Origin of the sequence: Synechococcus sp. W65.1 (assembly GCF_047461615.1) — a bacterium.
In the GTDB taxonomy this organism is placed as follows: Bacteria; Cyanobacteriota; Cyanobacteriia; order Thermostichales; family Thermostichaceae; genus Thermostichus.
On the sequence record NZ_JANSHI010000022.1, the window covers coordinates 1 to 15,856 of the forward strand.

Consider the following 15,856-nt stretch of genomic DNA (forward strand, 5'->3'; position numbering starts at 1 on the left):
GGCCATTCGCCAAACCGTCCCTCTAGCCGCCATTGCCCGCGACCAAATTCAAGACTTGAAGGCATGGGCTGCTGAGTCGGGAGCTCGAACCGCCTCCCAGGATCAACGGTTGGTTCAAGAGCTGCAAACCCTGGCTCAAAAGAGAGGACTAGGCCCCATTGAAGTCGATAGCCCCTCTTCCGCCCTGAAAGACCTATAGCAACTTGGCAGTGACCTGCTCATCCCGGCGTAGTCGAGGGGGAAGGGGCTGGGCTCAGGCTAGACTGGTAGGTACAACCGGCAAGACGAGGATCCATGGCAGCAAAAGCGGGGGCAAGACCATCTCCGGCGGGGGGAGAGGAGCAGGAGTGGCCTGCCGGCTTTTGGAACAGCCAGGAGGAGCCCAAGGAGGCCTGTGGAGTATTTGGCATTTTGGCCCCTGGGGAGGAGGTGGCCAGACTAGCCTACTTTGGGCTGTTTGCCCTGCAGCACCGCGGCCAAGAATCGGCGGGGATCGCCACTTTTGAAGGAGCCTTTTGCCGAGTACACAAGGCGATGGGCCTAGTTTCCCAAGTTTTCGACGAGGTAAACCTGGCCCAGCTCAGCGGCGACTTGGCAGTGGGCCACACCCGCTACTCCACCACTGGCTCTAGCCGCGCGGCCAACGCTCAGCCGGTAATCGTGGAAAGCCGCCTGGGGCCGCTGGCTTTGGCCCACAACGGCAACTTGGTCAATGCCGAAGAGCTGCGCAGAGAACTGGAAGCTGCCGACCGCCACCTCACCGGCAGCACCGACTCGGAGTGCATTGCCCACGCCATTGCCCAGGCGGTCAATCAGGGCCAAGGGTGGGTAGAAGCCACCTGTCAGGCTCTGCGCCGCTGCCGTGGGGCTTTTAGCCTGGTCATCGGCACCCCCGAAGGGCTGATTGGAGCGCGGGATCCCTACGGCGTGCGCCCGCTGGTGTTAGGACTTTTGAGCCGCAACCCCACCAGGCAGGAGCTGCTGCAGCCCCAGATGGTGGGCAGCCCTCATTGCCCCGAAGCCCCACGGTTACACTATGTCTTAGCCTCCGAGACCTGTGCTCTGGATATCATCGGAGCCGATTACCTGCGCCAGGTGGAGCCGGGGGAGCTGGTGTGGATTGACCGGCAGGGGCTGCAATCGGTGCGCTGGGCGGAGGCCAACCCTAAACTGTGCATCTTCGAGATGATCTACTTTGCCCGCCCCGATAGTTGCATGCATGGGGAAAGCCTCTACTCCTACCGGGTGCGGCTGGGAGAACAACTGGCCAGGGAAGCTCCGGCAGAGGCCGACTGGGTGATCGCGGTGCCCGATTCCGGCACCCCGGCAGCCATTGGCTATGCCCGCCAGACAGGGATCCCCTACACCGAGGGGCTGATTAAAAACCGCTATGTAGGCCGCACCTTCATTCAGCCTACCCAGTCGATGCGGGAGCGGGGCATTCGCATGAAGCTCAACCCCCTGGAAGATGTGCTGCGGGGGAAGCGAATTGTTATTGTGGACGACTCGATTGTGCGCGGCACCACCAGCCAGAAAATCGTCAAGGCCCTGCGCCAGGCGGGGGCAACCGAAGTTCACATGCGTATCTCCAGTCCGCCGGTTACCCATCCCTGCTTCTACGGCATCGACACGGACAGCCAAGACCAGTTGATTGCCGCCAGGTATTCGGTGGCAGAAATTGCTGAGAAAATCGGGGTGGACTCTTTGGCCTACTTGAGCTGGGAAGGCATGCTGGCGGCCACAGGCCAGGATCCCAATTCTTTTTGCTCTGCCTGCTTTACCGGCCACTACCCCATTCCTGTCCCAGAGGGGCTAAAGCGCTCCAAGCTCGCTCTGGAGACAGCAGCCAGCCGCAAAGATCGCTAGCCAATGCTGGAGAGCCTGCGGAGGGAACATGACCTTGCGCCTGCGCCAACTGGGGGATCCCATCCTGACTCAAGTAGCTGAGCCGGTCACTGAGTTTGGAACGCCGGCTTTGCAAAACCTCATTGAAGAAATGCTTGCCACTTTGAAAGAGGCCCAGGGGGTGGGCTTGGCGGCTCCGCAGGTGGGATCCCCCCTCCAGGTCATCATTGTGGCCTCCCGTCCCAACCCTCGCTATCCCGACGCTCCCCAGATGGAGCCGCTGGTGATGCTCAACCCCCGCCCCTTGGCTTTGAGCGACGAGCAGGTGCTGGGGTGGGAGGGCTGCTTGAGCGTGCCCAACTGCCGTGGCCTAGTGGCCCGTGCCCGCGAGGTGGAGGTGGAGTACTACACCCCAGAAGGTGTCCGGCAGAGAGTGACTTGGCAGGACTTCCCAGCACGGATTTTCCAGCACGAGTACGATCACCTCTTGGGCCGGTTGTTCCTGGATCGGCAGCCGCAGCAACTGCTGACGGAAGCTGAGTACCAGGCCCAGATCCACAGCTTGGCCGCTGGCACAGAAGAGCAACAATTGCCACCCTGACAAAAGCCTGCAAAGGCAGAGCAGTCAGCGTCCTAGTCAGCCCACCACCTTCTGCACTGCCTGCAGCCGCCCCAAGGCCCAGCCTCGCCGGTGCAACAGGGCAAAAGAGGTCAGTAAATCTGGCCCCTGCAGCTCGCCGGTCAAGGCCGCCCGCAAACTTTTCATGAGCAAGCCCTTTTTCATCCCCTGGCTTTGGGCCACCTGGTCCACCAGTGGCTGCAGGCTCTCAGCAGTAACTGGCTGAGGCAGCTCGGCAGCAGCCAACGCAGATGCCATGGCTGCCATTGCCTCTGCCACTCCCGGCAAGCGCAACTGTTCCAGCGCAGGCAAGCTGTAGCTAAGGGGCTCTACGAATAAAAAGCGACTTAGGGGAGGGGCCTCCGCCAGGCGGTCGATGCCGTCAGCCACCAGGCGAGCCACATCCTCTAGCCAACTGGAATCGGGCACCGATCCCAGGTCAAACCCCGCCGCCTGCCAAAAGGGGGTAAGCCGCTCCACCAGCTCCGCTGGCGAAAGCCGCTTGATGTACTGGCTGTTGAGCCAGTTCAGCTTGTCCCAGTCAAAGCGGGCAGCAGCCCGGTTGACTCGGTCAAAGTCAAACAGGGTAGCTGCTTTTTCCAACGAGAAAATTTCTTCCCCATCTGGGGGAGACCAACTCAGCAAAGCCAAGTAATTTTTGAGGGCCTCGGGCAGAAAGCCCATTTGCTGAAACTCGGTTACCGAAGTGGCTCCATCCCGCTTGGAGAGCTTCTTCCCCTCTTGGTTTAGGATCAGGGGGGAATGGGCAAATTGCGGCGGTTCATACCCCAGCGCTCGGTAGAGCAAGATCTGCTTGGGCGTGTTGCCAATGTGGTCTTCGCCACGGATGACGTGGGTGATTCCCATGTCAATATCGTCTACCACCACTGCCAAGTTGTAGAGAGGGTAGCCATCCGCCCGCGCGATGACCATGTCCCCACCTAAGTCCTGGGTGTTCCAGGTAATGGGGCCGCGGATGAGATCCACCCACGAGACCTCCATCGGCTCCTCAATCTTAAACCGGATCACCGGCTGCCGCCCCTCAGCTTCGTAGGCCCGTCGCTGCTCCTCGGTGAGAAAACGGTGGCGGTTGTCGTAGCGGGGGGCTTTGCCAGCGGCCTTTTGGGCAGCCCGCATGGCTTCCAGCTCCTCCTCAGTGACATAGCAGCGGTAGGCCAGCCCCCGATCCAGAAGCTGCTGCACCACTTCCCGGTAGCGCGCCATGCGGTTGGACTGGTAAATGGGCCCTTCGTCCCAGTCCAGCCCCAGCCAGGCCAGCCCCGCGAGGATATTACGGGTGTAGCGGGGGGAAGAGCGCTCGCGGTCAGTGTCTTCGATGCGCAGGATGAACTGGCCACCATGGCGGCGGGCATAGAGCCAGTTGAACACTGCTGTCCGGGCTGTGCCAATGTGCAAGTTGCCAGTTGGGCTGGGGGCAAGGCGAACGCGAACACTCACAGGCAACGCTTCCTAAAGAGGGCATCCCGATCCTAGTCAGCATTGGGATCCCTTGTCATGTTGGAATCCGTATGCGGTTGCCAATCGAAGCAGTTTGGGTAGAATCCGCCTTAGCTGCCAGTCAAGCGGTAAGCTCCCCGGGGGTAAAGGTTGATGGGCAGCGCCCAGATTTTCCCGTGTTGAGGAACAAGCTGTAGCGTAAAGGGAATTACGGAACATGCGTCTAGCCTTGGCGATGGTTCTAGGGTGTTTAGCCGCCGGGATCCCGGCAAGGGGTGTCTTTGGCCAAATTGCCTATCCTTCTTACCCGGTGGGGAATACCTTGGATGAGATTCTGTTGGATAAGGGCAGGGAGGTGGATCCAGTGGCTTTCCCTGAAGAGGTGGTGCGCTCCCAGGCCAAGCGAGTCACTGCCTTCTTCACCGCTTTGCTAAACCAGCGCACCAACATCCCGCCCTTGCGCTCTTTGGATTTGCCTAGCCCCTATCAAGCCTCAGTTCGTACTCAGGCCGGCTATTACCGCGTCACCCAGACAGAGCCTGTTTTGGACGCTGAGATCCTCCGCTAGGCAAGCCGAGAGTGGAAAATCCAGAGAAGCTAAGATCGGCTTGTAGCGTTTCTAGCTGCCTATGCCGGCCCAACCCAAGGTGAAGGCTCCTCCTGAGGGTGTGGATCCCCGCCAATTCACTGCAGCTGATGTGGCAGCTATTGCAGAGCGACTGGAGCGCAACGAGTACCCTAACCTCTTCGACTGCCTGGAAGACTGGCGCCTACTGCAGGCCGTTGCTTTTTACTCTCCCAAGCTGGTGGCTCCTTATGCCCACTTGTTGGAGTGGGGAGAAGTGGATGAAGATTAGAGCTGCCTCTGAGTTTCTCCTTCAGCCTGCTTGACCAGGTGGGCCTAGTCGGGGCAGGTCCAATTTGGCCAGCTTGGAATGGCTTTCTCGAAGGTCTTGGATCTTGCGGCTATTGGCGGCACTCTGCTCGGGCGTCCAGGCCAGCAGTTTTTCTACCCGAATCCAAGCAGCCTTGGCTCCGGTTGTTCACTGCCTTTCGGAGCTACAAACCCATCCCTGCCAGCGTGTCGATCAGCTGCTCCAGGATCAGGGTGAGGTTGGGGTGAGAGGTTTCAAACAAGGCCAGTGCTTCTTCCAGGCGATCCTTTAGCCCTCGGTCTTGTTGGCTTCCCATCTCGGCCAGCAGCGCTTCCACTTCCCGACAGATGGCGGCAATTTGCTGCCGTTGCTTTTCCTCCAAGCCAGAGGCCTTTTGCAGCTCAACATCAAGATCATGCAGCAGCTTGCGCAGTCTTGATTCGGCCATTCTCAAGTCCCACCACCTTGCCCTAATCAAATCATACGGCTTGCCCGAGAATCTCAGAGGTGGAAGCGCCCTTAGCTAAGATAGGCAGCAACCTGGCTTCTGCTGCTCTGGGCCGATAGGGGATGGGGCAAGAACGCACCGTCTGGGTGAGGTGAGGGAACCGATGGTTGGGGCTTTTGTCCGACCGGCTAGAGGAGCGGTGGGAGTAAGCTGGGGGTGAACTCCTGGGGGGTGAAAGAAATGAAGGGGGGCAACAGCTGGAAAAGGAAGTGGGCGCCTTGGCTAGCTCTTGGGCTAGCGCTAGCCGTGTTAGCGTGGGGTGTGGTCGGCAGCAATGGAGGAGCGATGGCCAGTCCTGACAAAGGATCCCGAACGTTGACTGTAACCGGTCAGGGATCGGTTGCCGTGGAAACCTCAATTGCGGTGATCCGGCTAGGGGTAGTGATCCAAGGGGATACGGCCCAATCTGTCCAACAGCAGCTGGCTGAGCGTTCGGAGCGGCTGGTCAACCGCCTCAAAGAGCTGCAGGTAAGCGCCCTGCAAACCACCGGCATTTCCCTCTATCCCCAATACGACTACCAAAAGAGCCCGCCTCGCCTGACAGGGATCCAGGGGCAAAACCGCTTCCAATTTGAGGTGCCCGTAGCCCGAGCAGGACAAGTGCTGGATGAAGCCGTGGCTGCTGGAGCCACCCAGGTGGAGTCGGTCAGCTTCCGAGCCAATGAGGCCGCCCTGTTGCAAGCACGCAGCCGGGCCCTAACCCAGGCTGTGGAAGATGCTCGACGCCAAGCCAGCGACGTGCTGGGGGCCTTGAACCTGAGCATCCGTTCCGTAGAAAGCATCCAGATTCACAGCGACAGCTATGTCCAACCCCCGGTTCCTCTGGCAGGCATGGGTGGAGCGGAGTATGCCCGCCTCCAGGCAGCCACCACGCCAGTAGAAGGGGGACAACAGACAGTGCGCGCCCAAGTGACTCTTGAGATCCGCTACTAGCTGCTCTCCCGCGCTTGTCAAGACGTTGAAGTCGAGAGGGATAGGAGTGGAAAGACGCATTTCGGGAAGCACGCAGCTGCTGGGCCTAGTTGGGGATCCGGTAGCCCACAGCCTCTCCCCAGCGATGCACAACGCCGCTTTGGCGGCCATGGGAGAAGACTACTGCTATGTGCCCTTTCCGGTGAGGGCAGAGCGCTTGGCGGTGGCGGTGGCAGGGCTTGCAGCCATCGGGGTGCGAGGGTTTAACGTAACGATTCCTCACAAGCAGGCCATTCTGCCTTTGCTTAGCCAGGTGGAAACGCGGGCGGCAGCGGTGGGAGCGGTGAACACCGTCTACGCCTTGCCCGAGGGAGGCTGGGGTGGCACCAACACCGACATCGACGGCTTTGTTCAACCTTTGCTGGGTTTAGAGAAAGGGATCCCTGTCCTAGTCCTGGGATCTGGCGGGGCGGCGCGGGCGGCCATCCAGGGCTGTTGGGAGTTGGGGCTGGGGCCAGTGCGGGTGGCTGGGCGATCCCTTGAGAAGTTACAGGCCCTGCAGCAAACCTGGCCGCAGCTGGAGACGCTAAGCTGGGCCGAGCTGGATCGCCGCTTGCCCGAAACTCGCCTTGTGGTCAACACTACCCCCGTGGGCATGCAGAAGCCGGGCTCTGCTACTGAACTTTCCCCTCTTAGCTCGGAACAACTGGCCCTATTGCCTGCCGGCGCCGTTGTTTATGACCTCATCTATGTACCGGATCCCACGCCGCTGCTGCGCATGGCAGCTGAGCTGGGCCACACCCCCATCAGTGGTCTGGAGATGCTGGTTCACCAGGGGGCCAAAGCTCTCTCCCTCTGGCTGGGGGGCAAGCCTGTGCCGGTGGAGGTAATGCGGCAGGCAGCTCGACAGCAGTTGGCTAAGTACCGAATTGGGTCTTGACCCCAGAAGATGCGGAAGTCGGGGGATGTCGAGTTCTGGCGGTGTTGTCCTTTGGCTTGGCTAGGCGGGAACAATTGCCTTTGGTTTGCCGATCTCTAGGGAGAGACGGGGCTAAGGCTTCTGTAGGAGTTAAGGGTGTTGGGGTTGCCAAGGCAGCAGTGGAAAAAACCCGGAATCCCCTGGCTGGCAGGTGTGCTTGGCGCCCTGATACTGCTGGGGCCCAGGAGTGCTGCCCAAGCCGAATTCCAGTGGCCAGGCCATTTCTCTTTCCCAGGGGGATCTCCCCTGGCTTTTCGGCTTGACGCCTACTGCCGCCAGCCACCGGAGGAAGTGGCGCGCAAGGCTCAACTGCGCCAGCGGGCTGCCCAGTCGGATGCGGCTTGGGCCGAATACACCCAAGTTTTAGCCGAACACCGCGCTGCCTTGCTCGCCTGCCGCAGCCGCCGTTGGCCGCAAGTCCAGGCCATTTGGGTGCGCCTGCATCCTTGTGATGCCAATCCGGGCGTGCTGGATCAGGTGTTCGACCAAGTGGTGAACCTAGGCTACAACCGCGTCTTTATCGAGACCCTGCACGACGGCCGCTCCATCTTGCCGGATGGGGCAGGAGGGATCTGGCCCAGCCTGCAGCCCAATGCCGATTTGCTGGACTTGGCTCTCAAGGCGGCGCGACGGCGGGGGCTTTCGGCTTATGCGTGGGTGTCTTCCCTCAATTTCGGCTACAGCTACGGTCAGCGCCCGGATCGCCAGTCCGTCTTGGCCCGCAACGGTCGTGGCCTTGCTACCCTCTTGGATCCGGCAGCAGCCCTCCCGGAAGATTTGGGTAGCCCCGATGAAGTGTTTGTGGATCCCTTTCACCCCCTGGCGCGACGGGATCTTGCCGAGCTCATCCGCCGGATCTTGCAGCGGCAGCCGGACGGAATCCTCTTCGACTACATTCGCTATCCCCGCGGCTCGGGGGCCTCAAGCCTAGCCACTAACGTCCGGGATCTGTGGATCCACGGGGAGGGGGCCCGACAGGCCTACCTGGACTTGGCAGAAAACCCAGCGGGGCGAGCCTTGCTGGAGCGTTACCTAAGGCAGGGCTACATTACCGTAGCGGATGTTCTCCACCTGGATGCCACCTATTCCGAAGAGCCGAGGTGGCGTCGGCCAGGGGATCCCAGGCCCAGCGCGACTGAGGAATGGGTATTTTCTCCAGAGCTATCGACCTGGGTTACCCGGAGCACAGCAAGCAAGAATTGGCAGGGAGAGCAGCATTCCACCCCTGCCCATTCAGGGAAGAGCAACTTGGCTCCCACTCCTTCTCCCACGCCCACCCCTCCTGCCGCCGTTCGCCAAGTACGCTGGCAGCAGCAGCTCTGGGAGCTCAGCGTTGAGTTCGCTCGCCAGGGGGTGCTCGATTACCTTCGACAAGCTGCCCAGCTCGTCTGGAAAAGGGGAATTCCAAGCGGGGCTGTCTTTTTCCCCGATGGCAACCTGAAGGTAGGGGAGGGGTTTGATGCTCGCCTCCAGCCTTGGGATCGCTTTGATCCAAACATGGAATGGCACCCCATGGCCTATGCCAAGTGCGAGGACAGCTCTTGTGTGGTCAAGCAAGTGGAGCGAGTTTTGGCTGTAGCTTCTCCCCAAACCTTTGTTTGTCCCGCTATTGCTGGGCTGTGGGGACAAGTGCAGCGAAACCGCCCCAGTCTAGAAACTCAGATGGCAGCCCTGGCCCGCCGCTTCCCGCAGTTGTCCTGCGTGAGTCACTTTTCCCTCTCCTGGATTGAACCGGAGCTGGAGCGCAGCCGCCGTACCTGCCAGCTTTAACGCCCGTACCAATCTAGGAGGCTGCTGTCTAAATCCTCGACTCAACCACTTGCTGCAACTGCTCCAGAAGCTCAGCCTCGGCAGCGGCGTCGTAGAGCCGTGAGCAAAGTAGCAGGCAGGCAGCTGCGGAAGATAGGCGCAGAGCTACAAAGTTGAGATTAGGACCAGAGCGTAGCGCTCGGCGTAGTCCATTAAAGCCTGAGCCGCAGACACAACGCTGTCCTGCACAGGGTGTGCCGGCGATTGGTCCGCGGTGGGCTTTGAAAACAAGGTAGAGACTTCTGGCCGGCTTAGCTCCAGGGATCCCAATTTTCGTGAAACTTACCTTCCAGGATGGCCTGGCGCATTTTCTGCATGTAGCGCACTAGCTCAGTGATGTTGTGGATAGAAAGCAGAGTGTAGCCCAGGAGCTCCCCTGCGCGGATGAGGTGACACAGGTAGGCGCGGCTAAAGTGGCGGCAGGTGTAGCAGGGACAGTCGGAATCAATGGGATCTAGGCTGCGGCGGTGTTCGGCATTCTTGATGTTCCAGCGTTTGCCCCGGCTGATTACCGTACCATGGCGAGCATAACGGGTGGGGATCACGCAGTCAAACAAATCCACTCCAGCAGCCACTGCGGCCCGTATCTCAGCATAGGTGCCCACCCCCATAAGGTAGCGAGGGCGATCTGCCGGCAGTAGAGGAGCTACCTGCCGCACCACGGCGTGCATCAGCTCCACTGGCTCTCCTACACTCACCCCGCCAATGGCATACCCCGGCAGATCCAACCGACAGACCTCTTCCACCGCCTGGTGGCGCAGCTCTGGGTAAACCCCTCCCTGGACAATGCCAAACAAGGCTTGATCTGAACGGCGATGGGCCTCTACACAGCGCTTCAGCCACTGATTGGTTCGCCGCACCGCTGCAGCTACCGCTTCTGGACTAGCAGGGTAGGGGGGACACTCATCAAAAGCCATGATGATGTCCGCGCCCAAGGCATTTTGGATTTGAATGGCAAGCTCAGGGGTAAAGCGAACCAGACGCCCGTCGTAGGGGGAGCGGAAGGTCACCCCTTCCTCGTCAATTTTGCGAATGGCGCTGAGGCTGAAGACCTGGAAACCCCCCGAGTCGGTGAGGATGGGGCCCGGCCAGCCCATAAAGTGGTGTAGCCCCCCTGCTTCTTGGATGATGCTCTCGCCAGGCTGCAGGTGGAGGTGGTAGGTGTTGCAGAGAAGGATGGGGGCACCTGTTTCCTTAAGCTGGGCAGGGGTGAGGGTCTTCACGTTGGCCAGAGTTCCCACCGGCATGAAGCAAGGGGTGGGAATTTCGCCGTGGGGGGTGATGAAATATCCCGCCCGCGCCTGCGTGTTGGGGCAGGTGCCCTCGCAAACAAAAGTAAAAGCCGCCAAAGTTAGCGCTCTGGATCCATTGCGTGCGCAGCCGAGCTTAGCATAAGAGTAGGATCCCTTTGCAGAACCTGCCTCTGCCCTTGACAGGGATCCCTTTTCTTGGGCAGACTTATAGATCGCTGCGGAACTGGCGGAATGGTAGACGCGCTAGATTCAGGTTCTAGTGGCAGCAATGCCATCGGGGTTCAAGTCCCCGGTTCCGCATCTAAGTACAGCTAAGATCTCTGGCTTCACCTCTACTTCCTCTTAGCGCGGATCACCTCTGTGTTTCCGGCAACAGCCAGCTCTATATTAGCTTCGGGAAAGGCAGGGCTGTTGGTACCCTTGTATCCCAGGCACATCCCGGTTTTCCAATCCCCCCAGTGCTACCCCCAAGGCACCATCAATGCTCAAGGCCTTTACCAGGCTATCTTGGAGCTTTTGCATAGCTAAAGCTATTCTCCTTTTGCCGAGCTTGTGGTATCATGCTAGGCCCTTTGTTAAAAAGTTTCAACCTGAAGTTCCCATACGAACGATAGGAAATAGCCTGGTCAAACGATAGGAAATAGCCTAGTCATCTTAACTAACACTATAGATTGGAGTTTATTCTATCAATCTTCCCTGGCTTTGACACCAGTACGAATGTCGAGACTGAGATCCGACCAGCTTTTTTCTCTTCTGCCTACAGCGGATCTGGATAGGTCAGGCCTGGGCCTGTAATTTTGCCTCGTCTGACGGAGCTGCTGAGCAGGGCGAGAATGCAGACAGCTCATCCAGCAGGAAGCGGGCTTGGAGAGCGGATCCCTGTAGCTTCCGGTAGAGAGGCTTGGAGGTTATGCTGGGGTTACTCTATTGACCTCCAAGCCCGGTGGTTGGGATCCCTTCCTGGCCTATGCCCAAAGCTCCCCTTCCTCCCAACGAAAAAGAGCGGCTGGCTGCCCTGCGGCAGTACCAGATTCTCGATACGGCACCTGAAACTGCCTTTGACGAGATCGTCCGCCTTGCCGCCCACATCTGCGGCACACCTATCTCTCTGGTGACTCTCATAGACGAGCATCGCCAGTGGTTTAAAGCCAAATTCGGCGTCGATGTGCAGGAGACTCCCCGGGATGTGGCCTTCTGCGCCCACGCCATCTTGTCTCCCCAAGAGCCGCTGGTGGTGCCGGATGCCACTCAGGATCCGCGCTTTGCCGACAACCCTTTTGTTACCCAAGAGCCGCACATCCGCTTCTACGCCGGCGTGCCCTTAGTAACTCCGGAAGGGCAGGCGTTGGGCACCCTCTGCGTTGTCGATTTCCAACCCCGGCAGCTCAGCCCGGAGCAACTGGATCAGCTCAAGGCCCTGGCCCATCAGGTGGTGGCCCAATTGGAGCTGCGCCGCACCTTGAGGGAGCTGGCTCGGACGCCTTTGCTGCCGAAGCCGGGCGACGTCAAACCTGCCCGTAAAAACCGCTTTCTCCTCAAGGTGACGGCCGGTTTTGGCCTAGCTGCCTTGCTTCTGGGCGGGATCACCTACTCAGCTCAGCGGAATGCCTCTCAACTGCCGCAACTGACAAGCCGAGTGGCCCACACTCTGAAAGCAATCCAAAGCTTGGAGGGATTGTTGGCGGAAACCTGCGCCGCCGAGGCCGGTCAATATGGTTATCTTCTGACCAATAATCCTCGCTATCTCAGTGAGTACCAAGCCAGCCTTGAAGCCACCTCCACCCATCTGCGCTTGTTGAAAGAGCTCACTGCTGACAACCCCCTGCAGCAAGAGCGCCTGAAGCGCCTAGAGCTGCTGCTGGAGCAACGGCTACGAGTCATCCAAGACTTGATCCGGCTGAGGGAGCAAGAGGGGCTACCTGCCGTTCAGGAAGCTCTAGAAAGCAGCGAAGGGCCAAGGTTAATTGAGCAAATTGTCGAGTTGATTCGGGTGCTGCAGCAGGAGGAGAATCGCCTTCTGAAGCAACGCAATCAGGAACTGCAGTTAACCTGGGTGAGAACCAATCTTGTTGCCCTGGGGGGGCTGATTTTCACTTACCTGGTTCTGAGCGCCGTTTACTTCCTCATCCGCCGGGAGACTGCCGAGCGGGAAAAGGCAGAGCGATCCCTTAGGCAAGAGCGGGACTTTACCAACGCAGTTATCGATACAGCAGGGGCGTTGGTAGTGGTCCTGGATCCGGAAGGGCGCATCCTGCGCTTTAACCGGGCCGCCGAGCAACTCTCTGGCTACTCGCTGGCGGAAGTCAGGGGCCGGCTACTGTGGGAGGTGGGTTTGATCCCAGCGGAGGATGTGCCTGGTGTAAAGCAGGCTTTTGAACAGCTCAGGGGCAATCCCTCCCTATTCCTGAACCGCCATGAAAACTTCTGGCGCACCAAGCAAGGGGCACTGCGGCTGATTGATTGGACCAGCACTGCCCTGGTCAGCGCCGATGGCAAGGTGGAGTTTGTCATAGGCACCGGTCTCGACATCACCGACCGCAAGCTGGCAGAGCTGGCCCTCAAAGAAAGCGAAGAGCGTTACCGGGATCTCTTTGAAAATGCCACTGATCTCATCCAAAGCGCGGATGCCGAAGGGCACTTTTTGTATGTCAACCGCGCCTGGAAAGAAACCCTGGGCTACGACGAAACTCAAATCCAGCAAATGAGGGTTTTCGACATCATCCACCCCGACTATCGGCAACACTGCCAGATGCTTTTTCAAAGGCTCATGGCAGGAGAGCTATTGGAAAACGTCGAGACGGCCTTTGTAACTGCTAACGGGGAAACGGTCTGGGTGGAGGGCAATGTCAACTGCCGCTTTGAAGATGGGGTGATGGTCGCCACGCGGGGCATCTTCCGCAACATCACCGAGCGCAAAAAAGCCGCCGAAGAGCTGGAGCGCCAGAGCCGGCGGGCTCAACTCCTGGCCGATCTGAGCTTAAAGATCCGCCAATCTTTGGATATTGCCGAGATCCTGGAAACGGCGGTAACAGAAATCCAAGCCCTGCTCAAAGCCGACCGAGTCTTGGTCTACCGCTTCCAGCCGGATGGTTCTGGGATCATCTCCAACGAGAAAACTCAGCCGGGGATCCCCTCCTTGATGGGAGAGGTGATCGAGGATCCCTGTTTTCAGGAAAAGTACGCCCAGCTCTACAGCCAGGGCCGGGTTTGCGCCGTCAGCAACGTGGAGACCGAAGGGCTGGAGCCCTGTTACCTGGAGCTGCTGCGAAAAATGCAGGTCAAGGCCAACCTGGTGGTGCCCCTATTGATGGAGCAGCGGCTGTGGGGGCTGTTGCTGGCTCACCAGTGCTCGGCACCCCGCCAGTGGCAGCCGTTTGAGATTGAGCTGTTGGCGCAACTGGCCAACCAAATCGGCATTGCCCTCACCCAAGCAGCCCTTTTGGAGCGGGAGAGAAAGCGCAGCCTCGAGCTAGAACAAGCCCGCAAAGCGGCAGAGCAAGCTGCCCAGGCCAAGAGCAGCTTCTTGGCCACCATGAGCCACGAGATCCGCACTCCCATGAACGCGGTGTTGGGGATGACGGGGCTGTTGCTGGAGACGCCCCTTACCCCAGAGCAGCGGGATTTTGTGGAGACTATCCGCGTCAGTGGCGACGCGCTGCTGACTCTCATCAACGACATCCTGGACTTCTCCAAATTGGAGGCCGGGGAAATGGAGCTGGAGATCCTGGATTTTGATCTCCGCTCGTGTCTAGAAGAGGTGGCAGATCTGTTTGCTGCCACTGCCCACGCCAAGGGCCTGGAGCTGGCAGTGCTCATGCCGCCGGAAGTGCCGCGCTATCTGCGGGGGGATGCGTCGCGCCTACGGCAAATCCTCAACAACTTGGTAAGCAATGCCATTAAGTTTACCCATCAAGGGGAGGTGGTCATCCAGGCCGAGCTGATGCAGGAAACAACCACCCACGTCCAGCTCCGGCTTTCGGTAAGGGATACAGGGATCGGGATCCCCAAGGAGGCCCAAGCCAAGCTGTTTCAGCCCTTTACCCAAGTGGATGCCTCCACCACCCGCAAGTACGGGGGCACAGGACTTGGCCTGGCCATTTGCAAGGAACTGACAGAGCTGATGGGGGGCAAGATCTTCCTAGAGAGCAAGGAGGGCCGCGGCAGCACCTTCAGCCTCGAGCTGACTCTGGAGCGACAGCCTTATGTGCATCAGCTTTCCCAGCCTGCTGTTCGCATCCCGGTGGATTTGCGGGGCAAGCGGCTGTTGGTGGTGGACGACAACGCCACCAATCGCAAGATCCTGCGGTCCCAAGCTACGGCTTGGGGAATGAGGGTGGAAGAAGCGGAGAACGCCTATCAGGCTATGGACAAGCTGCGCCAAGCCGTTCGGGAAGGCAGACCCTTCCCCCTAGCCGTTTTGGACATGCAGATGCCGGAGGTGGATGGGGAGACTCTGGGCCGTTGGATCAAAGCCGATCCGGAACTGTCCCAGACGCAACTGGTGATGATGACCTCCGTGGGACTGGGGGAGCACTCCCGCCGCGCCGCCGAGATGGGCTTTGCCGCCTACTTGGTTAAGCCGGTGAAGCAAAGCCGCCTGCAGGAAGCGTTGGTCATGGCGCTGGGCAAATCCTCTGGCCTGGCCACTTCGCTGCTATCCATGAGCACTGCCGCTTCCCAAAGTGCGCCCTCACCCAGCCGTCCCCAGCAATCCCTGCGCATCCTGCTGGCAGAAGACAACCCCGTCAACCAGAAGGTGGCCCTGCGCCAGCTCCAGAGCTTGGGCTACTTGGCGGATGTGGTGGCCAACGGCCAAGAAGTGTTGGATCTGCTGGAGCAAGTCAAGTACGACCTCGTTTTCATGGATTGCCAAATGCCAGTAATGGATGGCTACGAGGCCACGCGCCGTCTGCGCCAGCGGGAGCGGGGATCTGGCCACCACACCGTGGTGATTGCCCTAACGGCCAACGCTATGCACGAGGATCGGGAGCGCTGCCTGCAAGCAGGGATGGACGACTATCTCAGTAAGCCGGTGCTAAAGGAGGATTTGGAGAGAGTGATCAACTACTGGAGCCGCAAGATCGCCTCCTCCGCACTAGGAGCAGCCAATGGGCCTACCTCCGAGGTGGCTTCGCCCGCTCCGCCTTCTCCTAAGGATGCCAGCGGCAACTCTGATCCCACGCTGCCCTATCCCATCGACTCGGCTTACTTGGAGCGGGCTACGGGCGGCGACAGCCAGTTTCAGCGGGAGCTGCTGCAGGTGTTCGTCCAGGATTGCCAGAACCTGTTGCCGCGGCTGCGCCAAGCCGTTGCAGCGGGTAATGCTGAAGACTTGAGGAAAATTGCCCACCGCCTCAAGGGAGCCAGCGCTAACGTGGGGGCCCATGCCTTTTCTCAAGCAGCCCGCGAGCTCGAGCACCTGGGGGTGCAACTGGCCCAGCAGGGATCCCTGGACAGTGCTGCACCAGAATGGGCCAGGGCTTCCCAGGGCCTAGAGGAGCTGGAGCGCATCCTAGCCGACCTTTGCCAGTACTTGCAGAATTTGTAGGGGGTAGAGCCTTAGCAAAGCAAAAGCTCGGCTGCCAGCCGAGCAGAAAG

The 15,856-nt window shown here is 59.6% G+C and carries 11 protein-coding genes, 1 tRNA gene and 1 pseudogene; 10 read left to right on the plus strand and 3 right to left on the minus strand.

Features of this window, described 5'->3' with window-relative positions; genetic code table 11:
• The 3 genes and pseudogenes from NW806_RS10490 to def form a co-directional block, all read left to right on the plus strand.
• Nucleotides 1-199, plus strand: a pseudogene (locus tag NW806_RS10490) (AAA family ATPase); the annotation flags it as partial.
• A 95-nt stretch (nt 200-294) separates the two neighbouring features.
• Nucleotides 295-1,866: an amidophosphoribosyltransferase gene (gene purF, locus NW806_RS10495; protein WP_414411061.1), complete on the plus strand. Its 1,572-nt coding sequence runs from the start codon at nt 295-297 to the stop codon at nt 1,864-1,866.
• Nucleotides 1,867-1,894: 28 nt separating this feature from the next.
• Nucleotides 1,895-2,446 (plus strand): peptide deformylase, encoded by a 552-nt coding sequence (gene def, locus NW806_RS10500; protein ID WP_414411062.1) that lies wholly within the window; start codon nt 1,895-1,897, stop codon nt 2,444-2,446.
• 36 nt (nt 2,447-2,482) lie between these two features.
• On the opposite strand, the gene gltX is transcribed toward def, so the two are convergent.
• Nucleotides 2,483-3,922, minus strand: a complete 1,440-nt coding sequence (gene gltX / locus NW806_RS10505; protein ID WP_414411063.1) for a glutamate--tRNA ligase — start codon at nt 3,920-3,922, stop codon at nt 2,483-2,485.
• A gap of 217 nt (nt 3,923-4,139) precedes the next feature.
• Between gltX and NW806_RS10510 the strand changes: the two genes are divergently transcribed.
• Both NW806_RS10510 and NW806_RS10515 read left to right on the plus strand, forming a co-directional pair.
• Complete coding sequence (locus NW806_RS10510) at nt 4,140-4,490, plus strand: hypothetical protein (protein ID WP_414394334.1); 351 nt, start codon at nt 4,140-4,142, stop codon at nt 4,488-4,490.
• Nucleotides 4,491-4,551: 61 nt separating this feature from the next.
• Nucleotides 4,552-4,779, plus strand: coding sequence for a DUF2555 domain-containing protein (locus tag NW806_RS10515; protein ID WP_414411064.1), 228 nt, complete (start codon nt 4,552-4,554; stop codon nt 4,777-4,779).
• A 202-nt stretch (nt 4,780-4,981) separates the two neighbouring features.
• Here the strand turns inward: NW806_RS10515 and NW806_RS10520 are convergent, their stop codons facing one another.
• Nucleotides 4,982-5,245 (minus strand): DUF4404 family protein, encoded by a 264-nt coding sequence (locus NW806_RS10520; RefSeq protein ID WP_414411065.1) that lies wholly within the window; start codon nt 5,243-5,245, stop codon nt 4,982-4,984.
• Between the two features lie 345 nt (nt 5,246-5,590).
• Here NW806_RS10520 and NW806_RS10525 point away from each other — a divergent pair, with 345 nt between their 5' ends.
• From NW806_RS10525 to NW806_RS10535, 3 genes are all read left to right on the plus strand, one after another.
• On the plus strand, nt 5,591-6,238 hold the full coding sequence (locus tag NW806_RS10525; protein WP_414411066.1) for an SIMPL domain-containing protein: 648 nt from the start codon (nt 5,591-5,593) through the stop codon (nt 6,236-6,238).
• A 46-nt stretch (nt 6,239-6,284) separates the two neighbouring features.
• Entirely contained in the window at nt 6,285-7,157 is an 873-nt protein-coding gene (locus tag NW806_RS10530; RefSeq protein ID WP_414411067.1) for a shikimate dehydrogenase, read from the plus strand.
• Nucleotides 7,158-7,349: 192 nt separating this feature from the next.
• Nucleotides 7,350-8,966: a hypothetical protein gene (locus NW806_RS10535; protein WP_414411068.1), complete on the plus strand. Its 1,617-nt coding sequence runs from the start codon at nt 7,350-7,352 to the stop codon at nt 8,964-8,966.
• A 290-nt stretch (nt 8,967-9,256) separates the two neighbouring features.
• Here NW806_RS10535 and tgt read toward each other — a convergent pair whose 3' ends face one another.
• The gene (gene tgt / locus NW806_RS10540) at nt 9,257-10,354 is read right to left on the minus strand and encodes a tRNA guanosine(34) transglycosylase Tgt (RefSeq protein ID WP_414411069.1); all 1,098 of its coding nucleotides are present in this window, start codon (nt 10,352-10,354) and stop codon (nt 9,257-9,259) included.
• A 121-nt stretch (nt 10,355-10,475) separates the two neighbouring features.
• On the opposite strand from tgt, the gene NW806_RS10545 reads away from it, so the two are divergent.
• Together NW806_RS10545 and NW806_RS10550 are read left to right on the plus strand one after the other, a co-directional pair.
• A tRNA-Leu gene (locus tag NW806_RS10545) sits at nt 10,476-10,558 on the plus strand.
• 667 nt (nt 10,559-11,225) lie between these two features.
• A complete protein-coding gene (locus tag NW806_RS10550) occupies nt 11,226-15,806 on the plus strand; it encodes a response regulator (protein WP_414411070.1) in 4,581 nt (1,526 codons plus the stop codon).
• Nucleotides 15,807-15,856: the final 50 nt, after the last annotated feature.